Origin of the sequence: Pseudomonas sp. Irchel 3E20 (assembly GCF_900187645.1) — a bacterium.
GTDB lineage: Bacteria > Pseudomonadota > Gammaproteobacteria > Pseudomonadales > Pseudomonadaceae > Aquipseudomonas.
In genome coordinates this window covers 164692-185259 of the sequence record NZ_FYEE01000003.1, presented here as the reverse complement: position 1 = coordinate 185259, position 20568 = coordinate 164692, and the positions used below count along the sequence as shown (strand labels likewise).

At 63.4% G+C, this 20568-nt stretch carries 20 protein-coding genes; 8 read left to right on the top strand and 12 right to left on the bottom strand.

Annotation, left to right across the window (positions count from 1 at the left end; genetic code table 11):
• The first annotated feature begins 34 nt into the window (after positions 1-34).
• The gene (locus CKW13_RS07195; RefSeq protein ID WP_095108184.1) at positions 35-910 is read left to right on the top strand and encodes an AraC family transcriptional regulator; all 876 of its coding nucleotides are present in this window, start codon (positions 35-37) and stop codon (positions 908-910) included.
• A 5-nt stretch (positions 911-915) separates the two neighbouring features.
• Here the strand turns inward: CKW13_RS07195 and dacB are convergent, their stop codons facing one another.
• The 5 genes from dacB to CKW13_RS07170 all read right to left on the bottom strand — a co-directional run bounded on the left by dacB (position 916) and on the right by CKW13_RS07170 (position 7111).
• Complete coding sequence (gene dacB / locus CKW13_RS07190; protein ID WP_095107901.1) at positions 916-2370, bottom strand: D-alanyl-D-alanine carboxypeptidase/D-alanyl-D-alanine-endopeptidase; 1455 nt, start codon at positions 2368-2370, stop codon at positions 916-918.
• Positions 2371-2986: 616 nt separating this feature from the next.
• Complete coding sequence (locus CKW13_RS07185) at positions 2987-3310, bottom strand: DUF3325 domain-containing protein (protein ID WP_095107900.1); 324 nt, start codon at positions 3308-3310, stop codon at positions 2987-2989.
• Positions 3311-4900, bottom strand: a complete 1590-nt coding sequence (locus CKW13_RS07180; protein ID WP_095107899.1) for a PepSY domain-containing protein — start codon at positions 4898-4900, stop codon at positions 3311-3313.
• Complete coding sequence (locus CKW13_RS07175; protein ID WP_095107898.1) at positions 4897-5202, bottom strand: DUF3649 domain-containing protein; 306 nt, start codon at positions 5200-5202, stop codon at positions 4897-4899. Before CKW13_RS07175 ends, CKW13_RS07180 begins: the two co-directional genes overlap by 4 nt.
• Positions 5203-5722: 520 nt before the next feature.
• Complete coding sequence (locus CKW13_RS07170) at positions 5723-7111, bottom strand: PLP-dependent aminotransferase family protein (RefSeq protein WP_095107897.1); 1389 nt, start codon at positions 7109-7111, stop codon at positions 5723-5725.
• A 544-nt stretch (positions 7112-7655) separates the two neighbouring features.
• Here CKW13_RS07170 and CKW13_RS07165 point away from each other — a divergent pair.
• Genes CKW13_RS07165 through CKW13_RS07155 form a run of 3 tightly spaced genes read left to right on the top strand, consistent with a single transcriptional unit; the run spans position 7656 to position 10270 of the window.
• Complete coding sequence (locus CKW13_RS07165; RefSeq protein WP_095107896.1) at positions 7656-8681, top strand: TauD/TfdA family dioxygenase; 1026 nt, start codon at positions 7656-7658, stop codon at positions 8679-8681.
• Positions 8682-8711: 30 nt separating this feature from the next.
• Positions 8712-9497 carry a TSUP family transporter gene (locus CKW13_RS07160; protein WP_095107895.1) on the top strand — a complete coding sequence of 262 codons (786 nt, stop codon included), beginning with the start codon at positions 8712-8714 and terminating at the stop codon, positions 9495-9497.
• Positions 9498-9517: 20 nt separating this feature from the next.
• Positions 9518-10270 (top strand): SDR family NAD(P)-dependent oxidoreductase, encoded by a 753-nt coding sequence (locus CKW13_RS07155; RefSeq protein ID WP_095107894.1) that lies wholly within the window; start codon positions 9518-9520, stop codon positions 10268-10270.
• A 263-nt stretch (positions 10271-10533) separates the two neighbouring features.
• On the opposite strand, the gene CKW13_RS07150 is transcribed toward CKW13_RS07155, so the two are convergent.
• Positions 10534-10944, bottom strand: a complete 411-nt coding sequence (locus CKW13_RS07150; RefSeq protein WP_095107893.1) for an HPF/RaiA family ribosome-associated protein — start codon at positions 10942-10944, stop codon at positions 10534-10536.
• A 244-nt stretch (positions 10945-11188) separates the two neighbouring features.
• The gene (locus CKW13_RS07145; RefSeq protein ID WP_095107892.1) at positions 11189-12172 is read right to left on the bottom strand and encodes a LysR substrate-binding domain-containing protein; all 984 of its coding nucleotides are present in this window, start codon (positions 12170-12172) and stop codon (positions 11189-11191) included.
• A 135-nt stretch (positions 12173-12307) separates the two neighbouring features.
• On the opposite strand from CKW13_RS07145, the gene CKW13_RS07140 reads away from it, so the two are divergent.
• Together CKW13_RS07140 and CKW13_RS07135 are read left to right on the top strand one after the other, a co-directional pair.
• The gene (locus CKW13_RS07140; protein WP_095107891.1) at positions 12308-13684 is read left to right on the top strand and encodes an L-serine ammonia-lyase; all 1377 of its coding nucleotides are present in this window, start codon (positions 12308-12310) and stop codon (positions 13682-13684) included.
• A 104-nt stretch (positions 13685-13788) separates the two neighbouring features.
• A complete protein-coding gene (locus CKW13_RS07135; protein WP_095107890.1) occupies positions 13789-14112 on the top strand; it encodes a DUF3509 domain-containing protein in 324 nt (107 codons plus the stop codon).
• Between the two features lie 36 nt (positions 14113-14148).
• Here CKW13_RS07135 and CKW13_RS07130 read toward each other — a convergent pair whose 3' ends face one another.
• Positions 14149-14637 carry a phosphate-starvation-inducible protein PsiE gene (locus tag CKW13_RS07130; protein WP_095107889.1) on the bottom strand — a complete coding sequence of 163 codons (489 nt, stop codon included), beginning with the start codon at positions 14635-14637 and terminating at the stop codon, positions 14149-14151.
• A 240-nt stretch (positions 14638-14877) separates the two neighbouring features.
• Between CKW13_RS07130 and CKW13_RS07125 the strand changes: the two genes are divergently transcribed.
• The gene (locus tag CKW13_RS07125; RefSeq protein WP_010564043.1) at positions 14878-15138 is read left to right on the top strand and encodes a YebG family protein; all 261 of its coding nucleotides are present in this window, start codon (positions 14878-14880) and stop codon (positions 15136-15138) included.
• A gap of 4 nt (positions 15139-15142) precedes the next feature.
• On the opposite strand, the gene CKW13_RS07120 is transcribed toward CKW13_RS07125, so the two are convergent.
• The gene (locus CKW13_RS07120) at positions 15143-16165 is read right to left on the bottom strand and encodes a Glu/Leu/Phe/Val dehydrogenase dimerization domain-containing protein (RefSeq protein WP_095107888.1); all 1023 of its coding nucleotides are present in this window, start codon (positions 16163-16165) and stop codon (positions 15143-15145) included.
• Between the two features lie 266 nt (positions 16166-16431).
• Here CKW13_RS07120 and CKW13_RS07115 point away from each other — a divergent pair, with 266 nt between their 5' ends.
• Complete coding sequence (locus CKW13_RS07115; RefSeq protein WP_095107887.1) at positions 16432-17235, top strand: SirB1 family protein; 804 nt, start codon at positions 16432-16434, stop codon at positions 17233-17235.
• 1 nt (position 17236) lies between these two features.
• Here CKW13_RS07115 and maiA read toward each other — a convergent pair whose 3' ends face one another.
• Genes maiA through hmgA form a run of 3 tightly spaced genes read right to left on the bottom strand, consistent with a single transcriptional unit; the run spans position 17237 to position 20503 of the window.
• Complete coding sequence (gene maiA, locus CKW13_RS07110; protein WP_095107886.1) at positions 17237-17878, bottom strand: maleylacetoacetate isomerase; 642 nt, start codon at positions 17876-17878, stop codon at positions 17237-17239.
• Positions 17879-17890: 12 nt separating this feature from the next.
• On the bottom strand, positions 17891-19195 hold the full coding sequence (gene fahA / locus CKW13_RS07105; RefSeq protein ID WP_095107885.1) for a fumarylacetoacetase: 1305 nt from the start codon (positions 19193-19195) through the stop codon (positions 17891-17893).
• 3 nt (positions 19196-19198) lie between these two features.
• Positions 19199-20503, bottom strand: coding sequence for a homogentisate 1,2-dioxygenase (gene hmgA, locus CKW13_RS07100; protein WP_095107884.1), 1305 nt, complete (start codon positions 20501-20503; stop codon positions 19199-19201).
• Positions 20504-20568: the final 65 nt, after the last annotated feature.

Here is a 20568-nt window from a genome sequence, read left to right as displayed (position 1 = left end):
GGATGGCGACCTGTTGCCATCGATGCCCGCGCCCATGCCCACCCTGGAAAACCTGCACGTCTTTCAAGCTCTCCATCGCTCGCCCAACGCGCGCCTGGAGCACAGCGCCGAGCTCGGTGACGGCATGGCCGCCGCGCTGTGGAGCAACCATCACGACGCCCAGGACTACCAGGCCCCAAGCCACCACACCCTGTCGTGCTACATCGCCGGCGGCACCGGCACCTTCCGCCGTGGCCAACCCGGCACCACGGGCGCCCCCGACAAACTCTGCATCCTGCCCGCCGAACACCAATCGGCGTGGGTCATCAACGGCGAAATCCGCCTCGCCCACCTGTACTTCGACCCACGCCAATTCGCCCTGGGTTGCGTCACCCTGTTGGACCGCGAGCCGCGGGAAATGCAGCTGCGCGAAAGCACCTTCCTCGATGACCCGGCCCAGGCCCGGCGCTTTCGCCAACTGATCCGCCTGAGCTGGAACGAGCCCGGCGAGCGCCTGCTCACCAGCAGCCTGGCCCACGAGATGCTCAGCCACACCCTGCTGACCCAGGTCGGCCTGCGCCAGGGCCTGCGCGTCAAGGGTGGCTTGGCCGCACACCAACGCCGCGACCTGGTGGCCTTCATCGAACAACACCTGGCCGAGCCCCTGAGCCTGGGCCAACTGGCGGCGCGTTGCGCACTGTCGGAATTTCACTTCGCCCGCATGTTCCGCCACAGCTTCGGCCTGGCCCCACACCAATACGTCCTGGCCCGGCGCCTCAACCACGCCCGCCACTTGTTGCGCCACAGCGCCCAACCCCTGGGCGAAATCGCCCTGGCCTGCGGTTTTGCCAGCGCCAGCCACTTCGCCAACCGCTTCCGCCAGGCCATTGGCGGTACGCCCGGTGAGTTTCGCCAGGCGTTTTCGGGGTAGCCGCTTTACTCAGGCCGTTGGATCAACGCTAGAACCACGCGGTCTTCCAGGGCGCGAATGGCTGCGGCGCCTGCCAGGTAGCTGTTCGTTACCATCGCAAACACCAGCGGCCGCCCGGCAGCGGTGCGCACATAACCGGACAACGATGAGATTCCCGTCAACGAGCCGGTCTTGGCGTGCAGGTTGCCTTGGGCCGGGGTATCGCGCAGGCGATTGCGCAAGGTGCCGCCGACCAACCGGTCCGGTTCGCCGGCAATCGGCAGAGCCGCGTACCAGGCGTCGAACCAGGGTTGCTGGCGAACGCTGAGCAACACCTGCGTCAGGCTCTGGGTGGACAACTGATTGCGCCGGGACAGCCCCGAACCATCCACCTGGCGCCACGCCGTAGGGTCCAGGCCCAGCCCTGAGAAAAACCCGTTCACCGCGCCAATGCCTGCGTCGGTCGTGCCCGCCTGCGCAGTACGCCGCCCCATCGCCTTGAGCAGCACTTCAGTCATCGCGTTATTCGACAGTTTGAGCAGCACCGGCATCAACTGCGCCAGCGGCGCCGACTCATGGCTGACCAGTACCGTGGCGCCGGGTGCGGTCACGGCGCCGATGAACGTACGCCCGCGCACCTTGATGCCCTCGGCCACCAGCGCCGCCTGAAACACATCCGCCACCAACCGCGTCGGCTCCCAGACGCTGACCCACTTTTTGCTGGCCTCGCCCACCGGCACAGTGCCGGTGACCCTGAGGCGATTACTGCCGTGTTCACGGCTGACGCGGATCGTGTTGGCCTCCCCCACCGTTGCCTGGTTGTTCACCGTGAGCAAGCGGTTGGCCGGGTGGATGCGCACCTGCACTGGCTCACCGGGAGCTACGGCGTTGACGTGCACCAGCACCGAACCGGCATCGAAATCCCCGTCCGGCGCCAGGCTCAGCGCCGATATCTGCGCACCGTAGGCCTTATCCTCGTCATCCACCGCCCAGTCGATGCCCAGGCGCACGGCATCGAATGCCGTGTCGTCGAACACCATGTCGCCGCTGACCTCACGCACCCCCTGGCGCGCCAACCTGGCCGCCAGCTGCCGGTAATCCTCGGCCTGGATACTCGGGTCGCCCGCGCCGCGCAGGTACAGGTTGCCCCTGAGCACAGCCCCGTCGAGGCGGCCATTGCTCAATACCTGGGTGGTAAAACGGTAATCGGCACCCAGCACTTGCATCGCCGCCGCCGAGCCCAGCAACTTGAGGCTAGACCCCGGCACCAACCGCGAATCGCCATTGCGCTGGTAAAGCACCGCACCGCTGACCGCATCGCGCACCGTCAACGACACCTGCGCGCCATTGAGCAGCGGGTCGGCCAGCAGGTTATCCACAGTGGTCGTAGCCTGGACCTTGGGTACGCAAGCGCAGGCAACCAAGAACAGACTTAAGTAAATAGGTAGTAACCGCGGATTGAAGCGTTTTATTGAGTTCATAAAAGTCCTTTTTGCCGTTCAATTATTGGCCCGTGGCTCAAGTACTCTTGTGCCACGGCAGGACAGTATTCAAACTTATTGCGCCACGCCTAGTGGCGTACATATATTCTTTCAAATCAGCCAGAATAAACGCCTTATCCAATACCCTGCCGATCAGATGCCACTTCGCCAGGAACTTGCCTGAGCCATGAGTGCTTGTTTATTTTTCGGGACAATATAGAGACACATAAACACCCGCCTATCGGTTTGCGCGCAGCCACTCCAAACCCCGCCCGTGCCCTACCCACAACTTAGGTGTCCATCTTTCAACTAGCATTTCCCGCATTGGAACGGGCCATACAACTTATTTAGTTGGTATCTCGCAACAACAAGTTACCGACAGGCAGAACATCGCCACCCTTAGCCCTTATTGAAAGCCACTTATCCCGGACTATCCCAAACAAATAAACTAACGCAAAGGCCGAACGCCTCAGCCCTGTTGCAGCGGCACATCAATTCCCGCTCAAAAGTACTTCGCACGTTACGCTGCAAGCTTCCTTACGACTCACTCTGGGTCGCGGCCAATCGCGTTTAAAAAACTGAACGCCACATTACCCCCATAAACAAGGTGGGGCGGCTAGATCAATGCCCATACCGCCGGACTCACCACCAACCCTACCCCCGCGACTCCCAGCGCCAGCCGTGGGCGATAGGGCAACAGCACCACCAGTAGCAAGGCACTGCCCATCAGCACCGCGCACCACTGCACCAATCCCAGGCCCCAATCGGCGGCGGTGAGGGCCGCGGCGAGCGACAGCGCCAGCAGCAGCCAACCGCCCAGGCACAGGGCCAGGCGTTGGCCGGCGGTGGGTTTGCGGCCCAGCAGGTCGTGGTGATGGCGGTCCATGGCCAGGCACAGGGCGGTGAAGCCGCTGTAGCACAGCAGCGATGGCAGCAGCATTCAGGTCACCTCGGGGTTGGCGGGCAAGGGCCGCGGGCGTTCGGCGCGGGGTTGGGCGGGCGCTTTCTGCGGGGCCGGGCGCTGCATTTTCCAGGCAGCCCAGGCCAGGAACAGGCCGCTGCCCAGGCAGGTCAGGTCGAACCCGGCCATGATCCAGTCGCCGCCGGCCATAGAGGCCAGCACATGTTGGCCGGTGGTCAGGGCATTGAGCAGCGGCACCGCGATAAACAGCAGGGCCGCCAGCCCCAGTTGCTCGACCCAGGCCCGGCGCCCAGGCCGCAGCACCGCGTGGAGCAGGCTCAAGCCCCAGGCGATGAAGAAGCTGTTCACTTCCCAGTCGGCCCGCTCAGCAAATTGCGCGGGCAGCAGGCGATTGGCCCAGAAGAACACCGCCACCGCCAGCACCAACCCAGCCATGCTGGCGATGTTGAGCACCTCTACCAGGCGCAACTCAAACGGCATTACCCCGCTCTTGGCGTGTTTCAACTGGCGTTTGCCGAGCCAGATCACCAGCCCGGTGCCGATCATCGCCGTGCCGGCCAGGCCACAGAGGAAGTACAGCCAGCGCAGCACCGGCCCGGCGAACAGGCCCATGTGCAGGCCCACAAAACTGCCGCCGATGGCCATCGGCAGCGATTGCGGCACAGCCTCTTTGAGCAGTTGGCCATCGATACCACCAAAGGACAGGGAGCGGCCGAAATCCTGCACCACATGGTCGGCGTTGTGGGGGAAGACGTTGACCGAAGCGTTGGCGTCCCCCGGGTGGTTCACCGTTAGGCGCCCCGCTCGCCCGCCGGCCCAGTGCTCACGCGCCTGGGCCAAAAACGGCGCCAGGGGCAGCAACTGCCCGGGTTGCCCGGCGGCCGGCAGGTTGTTGTTAGAGGGAAACGCCTCCTTGAAAAATGCCCGGGAATCGTTGCCGTAACTGGCCACGATGCTGGCCGGCATAACCAACGTCATGAAGATCACCAGGCTGCTGTAGGTAATCATCAGGTGGAACGGCAGCACCAACACGCCCACCGCGTTGTGACCGTCGAGCCAAGAGCGCTGGCCCTTGCGCGGGCGGAAGGTGAAGAAGTCCTTGAAGATTTTCTTGTGGGTGATGATCCCCGTGACCAGCGCGATCAGCATCACCATGGCCGCCGCAGTCGATAGCCAGCGCCCCCACGGATAGGGCATCTGCAATTGAAAATGGAAGCGGTAAAAGAAGTTGCCGCCAGCGGTGTCGTGGCTCACTCGCTCGGCGCCGGTCAGCGGGTCGAGCACTTTGTCGAAGAACTCGCCGCGCTCGCCCTCGTTCTTGGCCGGCCGTTGCCAGGCCACGGAGAGGCCCGGTTGGCGCTCGTGCGGCAGGCCGATAAACCAGCGCGCCGCGCCTTGGGCATGCGCCTGCAGGTAGCCTTGCGCCAGGGCAACGCTTTGCTCGGCGTTGACGCTGTGCACCGGCGGCAGGGGCTGCATCCAATGGGTCATTTCATCCTTGAAGTACGACAAGGTGCCTGTCAGAAAAATCGCAAACAGCAGCCAGCCGAAAATTAGCCCGGTCCAGGTATGCAGCCAGGCCATCGCCTGGCGAAAGCCCTCTTTCATGTGCGCCCCACCCAGTAGGCCAGCGCACTGACAGTGGCCAGTACCGCGCCCGGCACGCCCAACCCCAACCACGCCTGCAACGCCGTGCGGCAGGCAAAGCACCAGAGCACCGCCACCAGGTACACCAAAAACGACGTCATCATCCCACTGGCCACCGCATCCGCACGGGAGATGGGCAGCAACGCCGTCATGCACACGCTGGCCAACGCCGCCAGCAGATAACCACCGAAGACCGCCGCCAGTACCCGTGAGGTCACTGCCAGGCGATAGGAAACCGGCAACGCGCCGTTTTTACTTTTCATGTTTCGACCTTGAAACCCATGACGTGCGCTGCGGCCATAACGCCGGACCCGCACCTTGATGGGGCACAGCATAATGATAAATATTCTCGTTTGCAAAATACTCCTGTTCACACGGTCAAGCGCCAAAGCCTTATTACCGAGTAGGACACTTCGCCGGCGCCACCGGCCAGGGGCGCTGGGGCGCAGGGGCAACATCGTGGGATGTCTGGCTTGCCAGCGAGGGCGATCTGAAGGGCGCCATCGCGGGCGGGCCCGCTCCCACAAAGGTTGGGCAGGTGTTGGATTGGCATTGCCAGCCTGTGGGAGTCTGGCTTGCCAGCGAGGGCGATTTGAAGGGCGCCATCGCGGGCGGGCCCGCTCCCACAGAGGGTGGGCGGGCGTCGGATGGGCATTGCTGGCCTGTGGGAGTCTGGCTTGCCAGCGAGGGCGATCTGGAGGGCGCCATCGCGGGCGGGCCCGCTCCGACAAAGGTTGGGCAGGTGTTGGATTGGCATTGCCAGCCTGTGGGGGCTGGCTTGCCTCAATAGAACAACCGCGGCTCCGGCGCGGCCAGGAGGCTGGCGAGTTTGGTCAGGGCGAAGGCCAGTTCTTCGCGGGTTGGCGTCATCAGTGCGATGCGCACTCCCCGGGTAGACCCTGTGCGCTGGGCCAGGAACTGGCTGCCGCTGACCACCGTCACCCCGTTGGCCCGCGCCAGGTTGGCGAACTCGTCACTGGTCCACGGCTGCGGCAATTCCAGCCAGATATGGAAGCTGTTGGGCTGGCTGCGGATGTCGTAGCCGCCGAGGATCTCCAGGGCCATTTGCTGGCGCTGCGCGGCCTCGTCCTGCTGCACTTTCACCAGTTCGGCGCCCATGCCGCTGTTGATAAGGTTGCTGGCCAGTTGCGCCATCAGCGGCGAGGGCATCCATACGCTGCTGCGCACCATGGACGACAACCGCGACAGGGTTTCGGCCGGTGCATACAGGTAGCCGATGCGCAGCGCCGGCAGGATGCTCTTGGACAGGCTGGTCAGGTACACCGAGCGCTCCGGCGCGTAGGCCGACAGTGGCTGGTGGACGTTGCGGGTTTCGAGGAAGCCGTAGATATCGTCGTCGATGATGAACAGGTCGAACTCGCGGGCGATCTGCGCGATTTCGGCGCGCCGTTCGGCGGGCATGATCGAGTTGGTCGGGTTCTGGTGGGTGGTCACGCAGATCAGCAGCGCCGGGCGATGCTCGATGCACATCTGGCGCAGCGACTCGGGCACCAGGCCGAACTCATCCACCTGCACACCCTTGAGGCGCCGGCCCAGGCTGTGGGCCAGGGAGATGATGCCGGGGTAGCAGTATTCCTCGCAAAGAATCACCTGGTTGGCCTGCGACAGGCTGCTGATAGCCACCAGCAAGCCATGCTGGGCACCGGCGGTAATCACGATCTGCTGCCAGGACGCCTGCGGCAGGCTGCGCTGCACCCACGCCGCGCCCGCTTCTTTATGCACCGCGTGGCCGCCATCGGTGGTGTAGTCGAGGATCCGCCCCAGGCCCGGCGATTGCGCCAGCTCGACGATGGAGCCACGCAGCCATTCGGTCATGCCGCTGTCGTTGGGCTTGATGATGGACAGGTCGATGTGCCCCGTCTCGGCCTTGCTGGCCGGGCTCTTGAGCACCTGCGACGCGGGTTGGGTCACACGTTTGTGCAGCACGAAGGTGCCGCGCCCCACTTCGCCAACCACCAAACCGCGTTTGCCCGCTTCGTCATAGGCACGGCCGATGGTGCCTGGCGTGACTTTCAGGGTTTCGGCCAGCTCTTTGAGGGTGGGCAAGCGATCACCCGGTTCCAGCCGCGCGGCGAGGATGTCGCGCTCGAGGGCGTCGGCGATCATCAGGTAGACCGGCTGCGCTTGGCCGCTGTATTGAGGAACCCACATAGGGACAACACCAGAAATTGCAAGAACGCGGAAGCCTAGCATGAAAAAAAGCATAAGAGTAATCGCACAGCATTAGGTGCAATATTCACCGATTAACATCATTACACCCCTTGAGACTTTTCCGACAACCAAGCCCTTTCCCATCCCCCGCGTCTACCGCTCGGCCGCACAATCACGGTGCATTTTTTGCCCTGTAGGGCGCTGTCCCTTTGCACCGGGAAAACCGTTTAAACCTCCACTCCCTGGCCGCTCAAGTCACTTTCGACGAAAAAAAACACTGGGAAATTTCCTTTTCTAATCATCACCTTAAACGGCCTCAGCGGCGCAACGCACACGGACCATCGAAGAAATAAATTGAATCGATTTAATTTTTATAATTACAATTATTAAATCGACTCAATATCGACGCACATACCATGCTGCCGCCGGGTCGAGAGGGCGATGCGCCACGCGCCGCCATCGGTTCCACAACAACAATCGTGCTGCCGCCACGCCGCACGAAATCTAATGGCATCAAGCACCGGAATATGGGGTTTCACCGCAAATGGAAAGCGCACATCCGAAGTTCGCCGCCGAGGCCGTCACCTCCCTGGAAATCAGGCTGCCATGGGTCAACTCCAGCGCCTGGCAAACCGTTCTCAACCACACGCCACTGGATTTTGAAGCCAACAAGGACATCTACTTCCAACTCAAGGAACAAGCCCAGGACGTGCTGGGCCCGGCCCTGACCCAGCAGATCCGCCGCTTCGTCGAAGACCCGCAACTGACCTCCCTGGTGATCCGCAACTGCCCGCGCGACCGCGACATTCCGCCTACGCCCTACTCCGGCGTGCTGAGCCCCAAAAGCACGCCGATTGCGTGCTTGGTGAGCCTGTCGCTGCACAGCCTGCTGGGCATCAACCCGGTGGTGTACGAGGGTGAAAACGACGGGTGTCTGTTCCGCCACGTGATCCCGGCCCGCGCCTCAGGTGCACAAAAAAGCTCCCACGGCTCGCGGCTGCGCTTTTCTTATCACGTGGATAACCCCGACCTGCCGCTGTCCTCGGAAACCCTGGAAGGCGCCTCATGCTGCCCCGAGTACCTGTCGTTCTTCGGCATGCGCTGCGACCCGCGCATCAATACCACCCTGGTCAGTGTCGATGAGGTGGTCGCCGCCCTGCCCGCGTCCACGGTGCAGGCCCTGACCCAGGCGCAGTTCGAGATCCGCCGCCCCGACTCCTTCGCCAGCAACCGCCGCCATACCCCGCACCTGCCCTTGCTGGTGCGGGGCCTGGGCGGTGAATGGCTGTGCCGCCTCGATTGCGAAAACACCTACGCCATGAACGCCGAGGCGCAATGCGCCCTCAACGCCTTGAAAGCCCTGGTGGAATCGCGCCAGTTCGACGAGGCGCACCTGCTGCTGCCGGGGGATTTCATGATCTTCAAGAACCAGCGTGTGCTCCACGCCCGCGATGGTTTCGAGCCCCACAACGACGGCGCCGACCGCTGGCTGATCCGCCTGTTCGCGGTCAACGACTTGAACCGGGTGCGCTTCACCCGCGCCGATCACCTGTACGAAGTTTTCTCCTGATTTTTCACCTTTCACACATCGGACATTGCTATGGAACTGCTGGGATCGTTTTGGGCTGAACACTGGGTTTTTGCGATCCTGCTGCTGGGGGCCATCGCCTTTATCGCGGGGTTTGTCGACAGCATCGCCGGCGGCGGCGGGCTGTTTCTGGTGCCGGGTTTCCTGCTGGTGGGCCTGCCGCCGCAAGTGGCCCTGGGCCAGGAAAAACTGGTCAGCACCCTGGGCACGCTAGCGGCCATCCGCAACTTTCTGGCCAACAGCAAAATGGTCTGGAAAGTCGCCCTGGTGGGCGTGCCGTTTTCCCTGTTGGGCGCCTACCTGGGCGCGCACCTGATTATTTCCATCTCCCAAGACACCGTGGGCAAGATCATCCTGGCGCTGATTCCGTTCGGCATCCTGATTTTCCTTACCCCCAAGGATCGCCCGGTAGAGGAACACACCCTGAGCACCGCCATGCTCTACACCGTGGTGCCGCTGACGTGCCTGGTGATCGGCTTCTATGACGGCTTTTTCGGCCCGGGCACCGGCAGCATGTTCATCATCGCCTTCCACTACCTGCTCAAGATGGACCTGGTGTCCAGCTCGGCCAACTCGAAAACCTTCAACTTCGCCTCGAACATCGGCGCCCTGGTGGCCTTTGTCATGGCCGGCAAAGTCATCTACCTGCTGGCCCTGCCGCTGGTGCTGTGCAACATCCTGGGCAACCACATGGGCAGCGCGCTGGCGATCCGCAAAGGCAGCGAGGTGGTGCGCAAAGTGCTGGTGCTGTCGATGCTGTGCCTGTTCGCCAGCCTTGGCGTGAAGTACCTGGCCTGATTTTTCAACCGGAGAGCAGTATGAAAACCGCATTCGTGACCGGCGCTTCCGCCGGGTTCGGCGCCGCCATTTGTCGCCAACTGATCGCCGACGGCTACCGGGTGATCGGCGGCGCGCGGCGTGCCGACAAACTGGCGCAATTAGAGCAGGAGTTGGGGGAGAACTTCATTCCCCTGACCCTGGACGTCACCGACCCGGCCTCACTGGACGCCGCCGTGGCGCTGATCCACGACTCTTCCTTGCCCATCGACGTGCTGGTCAACAACGCCGGCCTGGCCCTGGGCATCGAGCGCGCGCAACACGCCGACGCGCAGAACTGGGAATGCATGATCGCCACCAACATCACCGGGCTGGCGATGGTGACCCACAAGATCCTGCCAGGCATGGTGGCCGCCAACGCGGGGCTCATCATCAACATCGGCTCGATCGCCGGCACCTACCCGTACCCGGGCGGCAACGTCTACGGCGCGAGCAAGGCGTTCGTCAAACAGTTCAGCCTCAACCTGCGCGCCGACCTGGCGGGCACCCGGGTGCGGGTGACCAACATCGAGCCGGGGCTGTGTTCGGGCACGGAGTTTTCCATGGTGCGCCTGGGCGGCAACCATGAGGCGGTGGCAGCGTTGTACAAGGATGTGGACGCTATTTCACCCCAGGACCTGGCCAACACCGTGTCGTGGATCGCCGGGCAACCGGACCACGTCAACATCAACTCCCTGGAAATCATGCCCGTGGCCCAGACCTACTCGGCCCTGAGCGTGGCCCGCAACCTGTAGAACCCTCGCGCCGTGGGAGCCTGGCTTGCCAGCGATAGCGATCGTGAGACCGCCATCGCGGGCAGGCCCGCTCCCACAGTTGAACGGGGGTACGGGTGCGGTTTTCATTTTTCCTGTGTGGGAGCGAGCCTGCCCGTGATGGCGGCACTCGATGGCGGTGACAAGCGGTAGATCCCACAGGGTCTGAGGAGATCACTGGCCCCCGCCCAAAACAAAACAGGCCTGCATGTGCAGGCCTGTTTTCGTTGGGGGTGACTTAGCCGTCAGCTATTGAGCGCGGCCTGTTCGTTTTCCAGGAATTCATCCTCCAGCAGCGCGTCGTTCGCCTTGGGGGAAATATCAGTCGGCGTGGCGGCAGTGCGTTTGCCGCGCAGTTTGCCAAACAGGTGTTCCAACGCGTGCTCAAGTTTGGTGGCGGCGCCTTCGACCGCTTGCTCCAAGGTATCGGCCTTGTGCGTTACCGAAACCGGCTGATGGCCTTTTGGCCGTGCTTCGAGTTGGCAGCGCATGTCATGGGGGCCAGGCTTGTCGCCGTTCTCGTCCCGCAGGTGAACCTCGACACGGGTCAGGTCCTCTTCATAGCGTTCGAGCGTGCTTTCGATGGTAGTACGGACCCACTCCTCCAGACGGACACTGCTTTGAATATGGTTATCGCTATTGACCTGGATTTGCATAGTTCTTCCCTTATTTCAGCTAGCTCGCGAGAGGTACAACGCCTACGCCTTAAAGCGAAAATTCGCGACCTCTTAACTACAGAGTTGCGCCGCCAAGGCGACATTTCAACCCCTAAAAAAAGATAATTACGAATAGACAAATAAAGCCGGACATGGGGCAAAAGCACTGTTATGGTCGGGAGTTAGCTAAGCACTGGCCTTGCGAAAATACCCTCTCTTTGTAGTAAGCGGGCTAGCCCGCTTACTACAACAACAGTCGCTCTGTGGGTGCGTGGGGGCTACCGCGTAGCCCGCTCGCTACGGGGTGCAACGTGCGAAACGCCGCCGCTTCTGCCACCAGCCAATCATGCACCGCCCGCACGCCCGGGTGGCTCAGCGCACCCGGGGCGTAGAGCAGCATGTAGCGCTTGTAATTGGGCACCGCGACGCCAAACGGCACGATCAGGGTGCCGCGCTCCAACTCGTCATTAAGCAAAGTACGACGGGCGATGGCCACCCCCATGCCGGCGATGGCCGCTTCGATGGTCAGATGGTTGCGGTTGAAGGTGTGGCCGCGGCGCACGTCGGCATCGTGAAAACCGATGGCATCAAGGTAGAACTCCCACTCCGCATACTCGTAGCTGCCGCGCCACGCGGTGATGTCGTGCAGCAGCGGGAAGTGCACCAGGTCTGCCGGGCCGTGCAATGGTGGGCGGCCGCGCAGCAGGCTCGGCGCGCAGACCGGGAAAATCTGCTCATCGAGCAAGGTGGTAGATAACAGCCCCGGATAGCTGCCGTCGTTAAGGTCGATGGCCAGGTCAAAGTCGCCTTCGTGCAGCGCCACACTGCTGTCCTCAGCCACCAGGCGCAACTGAATGTCCGGGAAATGCTGCTGCAAGCGCGGCAGGCGCGGCGTCAGCCATTTGCTCAAAAAGGACGGGATCGAGCGCAGGCGCAAAGTGCCGCTGATCCTCCCCGCATCCAGCCGGCGCAGCTCGGCGTCGATGCTGCCGTAGGCCTCATTGACGGTAATAGCCAAACGCTGGCCCTCGGCGCTCAACTCCACGCCCCGGGCGCGGCGATGGAACAGGCGAAAGCCCAGGCGTTCTTCCAATTGGCGGATCTGCTGGCTGACCGCGCCGGGGGTGATGTGCAGTTCCTCGGCGCAACGAGTGAACGACAAGTGCCGCGCCGCACAGGAAAACACGTGCAGCCAGACGTAGGTTTGGCCATGGAATTGCCGGCTCATTGTTTAGTCCTGCTAAAGGCTGTCTTAGGAAGTTTCGTTGGTCACTGGCGACCGAGCTAGGCAGTATCGCCGACCTCGCGCTTGTCCTACAGAAAATGGCAGCGATTTTTCTTCCATTACTGGTAAGGCTTTAGCATGGCTATCAGCGTTTTCGATCTCTTCAAAGTCGGCATCGGTCCGTCCAGCTCCCACACCGTCGGCCCGATGCGCGCCGCTGCCACCTTCGCCCAAGCCCTTTACGACCAGGGTTTGCTAGGGGACGTGCGGCGCGTCGAGGCACGCCTGTATGGCTCGTTGTCCGCCACCGGCATCGGCCATGCCACCGACCGCGCCACGGTCATGGGCCTGATGGGCGAATGGCCCGACAGCATCGACCCCAACAGCATCGCCCCGCGCATCGCCCTGTTGCGTGACAGCGGCGAACTGCTGCTGGCCGGGCGCATCAGCATCGCCTTCGACTGGCAGCGCGACCTGCTGCTACTCGACGAGAGCCTACCCTACCACCCCAACGCCATGTCCCTGAGTGCCTTTGGCGATACCGGCCTGTTGTGGGAACAAACCTATTACTCCGTAGGCGGCGGTTTTATCGTCGAAGCGGCCGAGGCGGAGTCGGGGATCGCGCCGACGGCCGATGTGCAATTGCCCTACGACTTCAACAGCGCTGCCGAACTGCTGGCCCTGTGCAATCAGCACGGCTTACGGGTCAGCGAACTGATGATGGCCAACGAACGGGCCTGGCGCAGCGACGCCGACATCCGCAGCGGCTTACTGCATATCTGGGCGGTGATGCGCGAATGCGTCGAGCAGGGCCTGCGCCACGAAGGCCTGCTGCCCGGAGGCCTGGATGTGCCGCGCCGGGCAGCGAAACTGCACCGCAGCCTGTTGGAAATCGGCAAGCCCAACGTCATCACTTCCACCTTGTCGGCGATGGAATGGGTCAACCTCTTCGCCCTCGCCGTCAACGAAGAAAACGCCGCCGGCGGGCGCATGGTGACCGCGCCCACCAACGGCGCGGCGGGGATCATCCCGGCGGTGCTGCACTACTACATGAAATTCAACCCGCAAGCGTCAGACGACGACGTGGTGGCGTTCTTCCTCGGTGCCGCCGCCGTCGGCATCCTGTGTAAGAAAAACGCCTCGATCTCCGGCGCCGAAGTGGGCTGCCAAGGCGAAGTCGGCTCAGCCTGCGCCATGGCTGCCGCCGGCCTGGCGGACGTGCTCGGCGCCACCCCAGAGCAACTGGAAAACGCCGCCGAAATCGGCCTGGAACACAACCTCGGCCTGACCTGCGACCCGGTCGGTGGCCTGGTGCAAGTGCCGTGCATCGAGCGCAACGCCATCGCCGCCGTCAAAGCGATCAACGCCACGCAAATGGCCCTGCGCGGCGACGGCAAACACTTCATTTCCCTGGACCGGGTGATCCGCACCATGCGCGATACCGGCGCCGACATGCACGACAAATACAAAGAAACGTCACGGGGCGGCCTGGCCGTGAACTGGGTCGAATGCTGATGCACCTCTCGTCGCTTGTAGCTGAAATCTTGCAGCGCTAGTACGAACCAATCCGCCGCACAACGAGTCAATCAGTGCATGTTCCCAGCCAGCGGTAACGCCTCATGGACAACCCTTTCCAACTGATAACCGACACCTTCGCCCCGCAGTACCAGGTCAACCTGAGTATCCAGGGCCCGGACGGCAGCATCATGCTCACCCTGTCCGAGGCCGGGCGGGTGGTGGCCAAACGGCTTATCAGCACCGCCCAACGCAACGACCCACAGCGCCTCAAACGCGTGGTGCAAAGCATCCAATTCGGCATCGCCATCGAGCAGGGCCACAGCGCCCTGGCCATACTCGAAGCCATGACCGACGGCGATAGCAGCGATATGCCTGCCCCGGCCAAACCGGCCCGCCCCTCTAACCCCACCCCACAACTGTTGTAGCGAAGCGGCCGCAGAAATCGGCCGCCACCCCTGGGCTCAACTCTCGCCTTTGTCGTCGTTCAGCGCTTCACGGCTGGTATGGGGCGAACTGCCGACCTTCACCGAGGGGTACTGGGACGAGGCATAACGCACCACCAAAATGGCAAACGCCAACAGCAAAATGCCGCCACACAGGTAAATGATCCCCAGGTCCGGCGGGTTGTGGTGCGACACGTTGGAAATCAGCAAACGTGTCAACGCGGTGATGGCCACGTAGATCAGAAAACGCACGGGCATGTGGTTGGTCTTGAAGTAAATCCCCACCATCGCACCCAGTTCGAGGTAGATGAACAACAGCAGAATGTCATCGATTTTTATATGACCGGCTTCGATCATCTGCAAAAACTCCATCACCGCCGCCCAGGCCGTGACGGCGCCGATGGCGAACAGCGCCAGGTAATGGAAGGTTTCGACAAACAGGTTGCCCAGGGATTCGGCCAGTTGATGGACGTTCTGGCGAAGGTTTTCGGCCCAGTTTATTTTCACGAAGGTACTTCCTTAGGTCGGCTCGACCGGATCATGCACGTTGAAGGTGACGGTTTTCTGCATGCAGAAAAAAGGCCAGGGGCGCAGCTTAGATGGCAAACGGCTGGCACGGGGCACGTCATGTGCTGTAGCAAGCAAAAATGCCACTATCCAAACCCGAAAGATTCGCCTATGCTTTTAGCTGTATAAAAACACAGTAGTCGTAGAGACAACTTTTCGTGAAGGCATGTGAGGTGGTGAATGGCCGTCGAAGTGGTATACCGCAGCAGCCGAGATCTGGAGCGTTTGTTCATGGATAAAGCCGAAGCTGATCGTCATGACAAAATGCTGGAACTGGCTGAATTGTTGGCAGAAGTTCTGCAAAAAGCAGTGCCGTCCCTGAGTGAACAGCAAGTGGAAGAAGCCGGGATCTACATGGCCAAAAACCGCGATGTGTTCGCCAAGGCGTTCAAGAGCCAGCCGGACGCCTTGTCCGAGTTGCTCAACCCGCCCGCCGAGTGACGGGCTACAGCCGATAGAGCAGGCGTTCGGCCAGCTCATCGGCCACCCGCGCCGGGGAGCGTTTTTCCGCCTGGGCGTGGGCGAAGACTTCTGTCAGCCGCACACCGATGTTGGACAGGTGGGCAGTGATGGTGGGCAGTTCTTCGCCGCGGTGCTTGAGCGCTACGTAGATCAGCCCGCCCGAGTTAATCACGTAGTCCGGCGCATACAGGATGCCGCGGCTTTCCAGCAGGTCGGCGGTTTGCAGGCTGGTCAGGGGGTTGTGCGCCGAGCCGGCCACCGCCGCGCAGCGTAATTGCGCCACGCTGTGGCTGTTGAGTACGCCGCCCAGGCCACAGGGCGCGAGGATGTCGCACGGGGTGCTGAGCAATGCATCGTTGGCGATGGGGTGGGCGCCCAGTTGTTCCATGGCCAGTTGCACCTTGCCCGAGTCGATGTCGCTGACCAGCAGTTCGGCCCCCGCCGCGTGCAATTGCTCGGCCAGGGCAAAGCCCACGTTGCCCAGGCCCTGGATGGCCACGCGCAAGCCTTCGAGGTTGTCGCTGCCCAGGCGTGCCATGGCGGTGGTGCGGATGCCGGCGAACACCCCCATGGCGGTGTGGGGCGAAGGGTCGCCCGCCGCGGTGGTGCTGGTGACATGCCGGGTTTGTTGGGCGATGCAGTCCATGTCGGCCACCGAGGTGCCGCTGTCGATGGCGGTGATGTAGCGCCCGTCGAGTTGCTCGACGCAGCGCCCAAACGCCTCGAACAACGCCGCGCGGCTTTCCACATGGGGCGGGCGCAGGATCACCGCCGTGCCGCCGCCCAACGGCAAACCGGCCAGGGCCGCCTTGTAGCTCATTCCCCGGGCCAGGCGCACGGCGTCGTCCACCGCACTTTCGTCATCGGGGTACGCCAGGTAGCGGCAACCACCCACGGCCGGCCCGAGGCGGCTGCTGTGGATGGCAATGACCGCTTTCAACCCGGTGCTGGGGTCGATGCTCAGGTGCATCGACTCAAGGCCGGTGGCTTGCATGAGCGCGAACATTGTCAGGCTCCCGCGGGCGTCAGGTAGAGGCCAAGTATAGGCCCGTGGGAAAAGATTGCCGGAGCATGCAGGAATAAGCGCCACCACCGTTCAGGTTTTACGACATAACCCATCAGGGTGTTCGCCTGGCACTGGACGAAAAGCGGTAGCGGGGCTAAAACGGGGCATTCCCTGATGCCAATATCTGGCACTCCGACCACCTCAGTGGGAACTGGCTTGGCTCGGCGCCTTTTCTGACGGCTATCAGGTATTGCCCGGAGATGCCCATGACCCCGCGCCAAGCCTTTTTCGACTGCCTGCACCGCTCGCCGCCGGCGCTGTTCGAGGCAGCCCTGTGGATTTGCGCCGAGCATGACGCCCGAGTGCAGCCGCACCAGGTGCTCCAGGAGCTGGCCCAATGGCAGCCACTTATGCGCAGCGGCCTGCCCATGCTGCCGGCGGCGGAACTGGGCCAGCCACTGCTGCGGCGCATGAATGACCTGGGGTTCGCCCAGGATGACCACATCCCGCTACGGCCTCAGGCCGCGCTGTTGGATAAGGTGCTGCAACGCCGGCGCGGGCAGCCGTTGGCCTTGGGGCTGTTGGCCCTGGAGTTGGCGCGGCGTTTGGAGATACCCCTGGCCGGGGTGAATTTCCCTGGGCACTTTCTGCTGCGGGTGCCAGGGGCCGATCACCTGCTCGACCCCTGCGGCGGCCGGCGCCTGTACCCCAACGATTGCCGCGAGTTACTGCACCGCCAGTACGGCGCCGAGATGAAGTTGCGCGCCGAACACCTGCACAGCGCCGACCCGGCGCAAATGCTCCAGCGCCTGTCACGCAACCTGCGCCAGTTGCACCTGGCCAATGACGACCACCTCGCTGCGTTGGTGGACGCCGAGCGCGTGCTGGAACTGGGCAACGCCAACGTCGCCGATTACCTGGCCCGCGCCAGCCTTTACCAGCACCTCGATTGCCCCAACGCCGAACGCTTCGACCTGGAACACGCGCTGCTGCTCAGCGACGACCCGATCCAGCGCCTGCGCCTGACCGAACGCCTGGGGCATTTGCCGCCCCACAGCATCGTGCATTGAGTCAGGCCGCCGGCGTGTCCACCTGGTGCAGCGGGTGGGCGGCGATAAAGGCCGGGTGCTGCGCGGCCAACGCGGCCACGCGGCGAAGCCGCGGGTAAGCCTGCAGCCCCACGCCAAAACGCGCCGCCGCATAGAGCTGAGGGATAAGGTAGACATCCGCCAGCCCCGGCGTGGCGCCGAAGCAGTAGCCTTCCTCGCCAATCAACTGCTCCACCGCCGCCAGCCCCGTGCTGACCCAGTGGTCGATCCACTGCGCCACCGCCGCTTCGTCCTGCCCGGCCTGGCGCAGCCGATTGAGCACGCTGACGTTATGCAGCGGGTGGATGTCGCAGCCGATCAGCGCCGCCACGCCCCGTTCGCGGGCGCGCAGCACCAGGTCGCGGGCCAGCAGGGGCACCTGGGGATAACGTTCCTCCAGGTACTCGATGATGGCCGGCGACTGGATCAGCAACTGGCCCTCGTCGGTGCGCAGGGCCGGCACCCGGCCCTGGGGGTTGAGCGCCAGATAGGCCGCTTGGCGGTGCTCGCCGCCCTCGGCGGCAATCAGGTTGACCGGCACCGCGCGCGCATCCAACCCCTTGAGTGCCAGGGCAATGCGCACCCGGTAGGAGGAGGTCGAGCGGTAATAGGTGTAGAGCTCCATGGCGCGCCTCTCTTAGCGGGCGGCGACGACGGTGCCGCGGCATTCGCCGAAGCCGATGGAGGCGAACCCCTCACGCTGGCAGCGGCCGCGCAGGATGATTTCGTCGCCATCTTCGAGGAACTTACGCACTTCGCCGCTGGCCAGTTCGATAGGCTTTTTACCGCCCTCGGTGATTTCCAGCAGGCTGCCGAACTGGCCGCTTTCAGGCCCCGACAAGGTGCCCGAGCCGAACAGATCGCCGGCCTGCAATTGGCAGCCGTTGACGCTGTGGTGGGCGACCATTTGCGCCACGGTCCAGTACATGTACCGGGTGTTGCTCAGGGTCAGGCGATGGGCCGGCAGGTTCTGCTCGCGCATGGTTTGGGTCAGCAGCAGCACCTCCAGGTCGATGTCGAAGGCGCCGTTTGCCTGGTCGCGGTTATCGAACAGGTACGGCAGCGGCTGCGGGTCGCCCTCGGGGCGCGGCGCTTGCGCCTGGCGAAACGGCGCCAGGGCCTCGGCGGTCACCACCCAGGGCGAAATGCTGGTGATAAAGCTCTTGGACAGGAACGGGCCCAAAGGCTGGTATTCCCAGGCCTGGATATCCCGCGCCGACCAATCGTTGAGCAGGCAATAACCGGCGATGTGCTCGGCGGCGTCGCCGATGGCAATCGAGTCGCCCATGGCGTTGCCCTGGCCGATCCAGATCCCCAGTTCCAACTCGTAGTCCAGCCGTGCACACGGGCCGAAGGTCGGCTCGTTTTGCCCGGCGGGCAGGGTCTGGCCCTTGGGCCGCCGCACGTCGGTGCCGGAAGGGCGGATGGTGGACGCGCGGCCGTGATAGCCGATCGGCACGTACTTGTAGTTGGGCAGCAAGGGGTTGTCGGGGCGGAACAGCTTGCCGACGTTTTGCGCGTGCTCGATGCCGACATAAAAATCGGTGTAGTCGTTGATGCGCGCCGGCAGGTGCATCTGGCAATCGGCGGCCAGGGGCAGCAATTTCGCCCCCAGGGCCTGGAGTTTGCCGTGCAGGGTGCTGCCTTCGCTGAGCAGCTCCAGCAAACGTTCGCGCAGGGCCACGCGAGCACCGGCACCCAACTCGAAGAAGGCGTTCAACTGGCCGCCGGCCATGGCTTGGACCGCTGCTCGCGCAGCGCCGTCGAACAGCCCGGCCTCCAGGGCCACCTGCAAGTCGAAGATGCGCGTGCCGATGGCCACGCCGCTGCGCGGCGCCCCGCCACCCTGGCTGAACACCCCCAGCGGCAGGTTTTGCAGGGGGAAGTCGGCGTGGTCGTTGGCGCAGGTAACCCAACTACGGGGGATGCTTGGCTGGTTCATGGGTTATCTCCGGTTCGGGTTGAAAGTCACGGGCAGGCTGGCCCAGCAGGCGTCGTACTGGCCCTGCAATTGCGGGCACTGCAAGGCGAACTCGCTCGGGCGCAGGGCCTGGCTGGTCTCGAACATGAAGGCCATGGTGTTGTCGATTTTATGCGGCGCCAACTCGACCTCGATGGCCTTGGTGCAGGTTTCGCCGTCCGGGCCGTGGGCGCTCATGCAGCTGTGCAGCGACGCGCCGCCCGGCAGGAAGCCTTCGGCCTTGGCGTCGTAGGCGCCCTGGATCAGGCCCATGTATTCGTTCATCAGGTTGCGGTGGAACCACGGCGGGCGGAAGGTATTTTCGGCCACCATCCAGCGCGGCGGGAAAATCACGAAGTCGAGGTTGGCCAAGCCATGCACGCTGGTGGGCGAGGTCAACACGGTGAAAATCGACGGGTCGGGATGGTCGAAGCTCACCGTGCCGAGGGTGTTGAAGCGGCGCAAGTCGTACTTGTAGGGCACGTTGTTGCCGTGCCAGGCGACCACGTTCAGCGGCGAGTGGTCGAGCTCGCACCCCCACAGCTCGCCAAGGAATTTCTGCACCAGCGTGGTGCTCTGGCGCAGGTCTTCGTAGTGCGCCACCGGGGCCAGAAAGTCCCGCGGGTTGGCCAGGCCATTGCTGCCGATGGGCCCCAGGTCCGGTAGGCGCAGCGGCGCGCCATGGTTTTCGGCGATATAGCCACGGGCCTGGGCGTCGAGCAGCTCGACGCGAAACTTCAGGCCACGGGGCAGCACGGCGATTTCCAGCGGCTCCAGCTCGAGCACGCCCAGCTCGGTGGCGATGCGCAGGCGCCCCTGTTCGGGCACCAGCAGCAGTTCGCCATCAGCGTTGAAGAACACCCGCTCCATGGAGCGATTGGCCGCGTAGTGGTAAATGCTGATGCCGGCAGGCTTGGAGGCCGCCGAGTTGGCGGCCATGGCCACCATGCCATCAATGAAATCAGTGGGCTCGACCGGCATCGCCAGGGGGTTCCAGCGCAGCCGATTGGGCGTCACCGCCCCCAGCCCGCCGCCCGCCAGTTGCCGCGCCAGTTTGACGAACGCCGGGTGGCGCGCCGACGGCTGAATGCGGTACATCCAGGTGCGCCGCGCTTCGCTGCGCACCATGGTGAACGCGGTGCCGGAGAACAGTTCGGCGTACAGGCCGTAGGGAGCTTTTTGCGGGGAGTTCTGGCCAACCGGCAGGGCGCCGGGCAGCGCTTCAGTGGAAAATTCGTTGCCGAAACCGGATTGGTAAGCCAAATCCGCAGAATGGGCGTCGAGGGTCATGGGGCCTCCTGAGCAGGAACAGGCTGTGGCCAACGCCCCTTGCAGGAGATTCGGCACGCCAGAGT

Excerpts from the sequence above, each read along its gene's own strand:
- CKW13_RS07170 (WP_095107897.1), bottom strand. The coding sequence starts at position 7,111 with ATGTGGGTTCCTCAATACAGCGGCCAAGCGCAGCCGGTCTACCTGATG.
- CKW13_RS07195 (WP_095108184.1), top strand. The coding sequence starts at position 35 with ATGCCCACCCTGGAAAACCTGCACGTCTTTCAAGCTCTCCATCGCTCG.
- dacB (WP_095107901.1), bottom strand. The coding sequence starts at position 2,370 with ATGAACTCAATAAAACGCTTCAATCCGCGGTTACTACCTATTTACTTA.
- hmgA (WP_095107884.1), bottom strand. The coding sequence starts at position 20,503 with ATGACCCTCGACGCCCATTCTGCGGATTTGGCTTACCAATCCGGTTTC.
- CKW13_RS07175 (WP_095107898.1), bottom strand. The coding sequence starts at position 5,202 with ATGAAAAGTAAAAACGGCGCGTTGCCGGTTTCCTATCGCCTGGCAGTG.
- maiA (WP_095107886.1), bottom strand. The coding sequence starts at position 17,878 with ATGGAGCTCTACACCTATTACCGCTCGACCTCCTCCTACCGGGTGCGC.
- CKW13_RS07185 (WP_095107900.1), bottom strand. The coding sequence starts at position 3,310 with ATGCTGCTGCCATCGCTGCTGTGCTACAGCGGCTTCACCGCCCTGTGC.
- CKW13_RS07160 (WP_095107895.1), top strand. The coding sequence starts at position 8,712 with ATGGAACTGCTGGGATCGTTTTGGGCTGAACACTGGGTTTTTGCGATC.
- CKW13_RS07155 (WP_095107894.1), top strand. The coding sequence starts at position 9,518 with ATGAAAACCGCATTCGTGACCGGCGCTTCCGCCGGGTTCGGCGCCGCC.
- CKW13_RS07140 (WP_095107891.1), top strand. The coding sequence starts at position 12,308 with ATGGCTATCAGCGTTTTCGATCTCTTCAAAGTCGGCATCGGTCCGTCC.
- fahA (WP_095107885.1), bottom strand. The coding sequence starts at position 19,195 with ATGAACCAGCCAAGCATCCCCCGTAGTTGGGTTACCTGCGCCAACGAC.
- CKW13_RS07150 (WP_095107893.1), bottom strand. The coding sequence starts at position 10,944 with ATGCAAATCCAGGTCAATAGCGATAACCATATTCAAAGCAGTGTCCGT.
- CKW13_RS07115 (WP_095107887.1), top strand. The coding sequence starts at position 16,432 with ATGACCCCGCGCCAAGCCTTTTTCGACTGCCTGCACCGCTCGCCGCCG.
- CKW13_RS07145 (WP_095107892.1), bottom strand. The coding sequence starts at position 12,172 with ATGAGCCGGCAATTCCATGGCCAAACCTACGTCTGGCTGCACGTGTTT.
- CKW13_RS07125 (WP_010564043.1), top strand. The coding sequence starts at position 14,878 with ATGGCCGTCGAAGTGGTATACCGCAGCAGCCGAGATCTGGAGCGTTTG.
- CKW13_RS07120 (WP_095107888.1), bottom strand. The coding sequence starts at position 16,165 with ATGTTCGCGCTCATGCAAGCCACCGGCCTTGAGTCGATGCACCTGAGC.
- CKW13_RS07165 (WP_095107896.1), top strand. The coding sequence starts at position 7,656 with ATGGAAAGCGCACATCCGAAGTTCGCCGCCGAGGCCGTCACCTCCCTG.
- CKW13_RS07180 (WP_095107899.1), bottom strand. The coding sequence starts at position 4,900 with ATGAAAGAGGGCTTTCGCCAGGCGATGGCCTGGCTGCATACCTGGACC.
- CKW13_RS07135 (WP_095107890.1), top strand. The coding sequence starts at position 13,789 with ATGGACAACCCTTTCCAACTGATAACCGACACCTTCGCCCCGCAGTAC.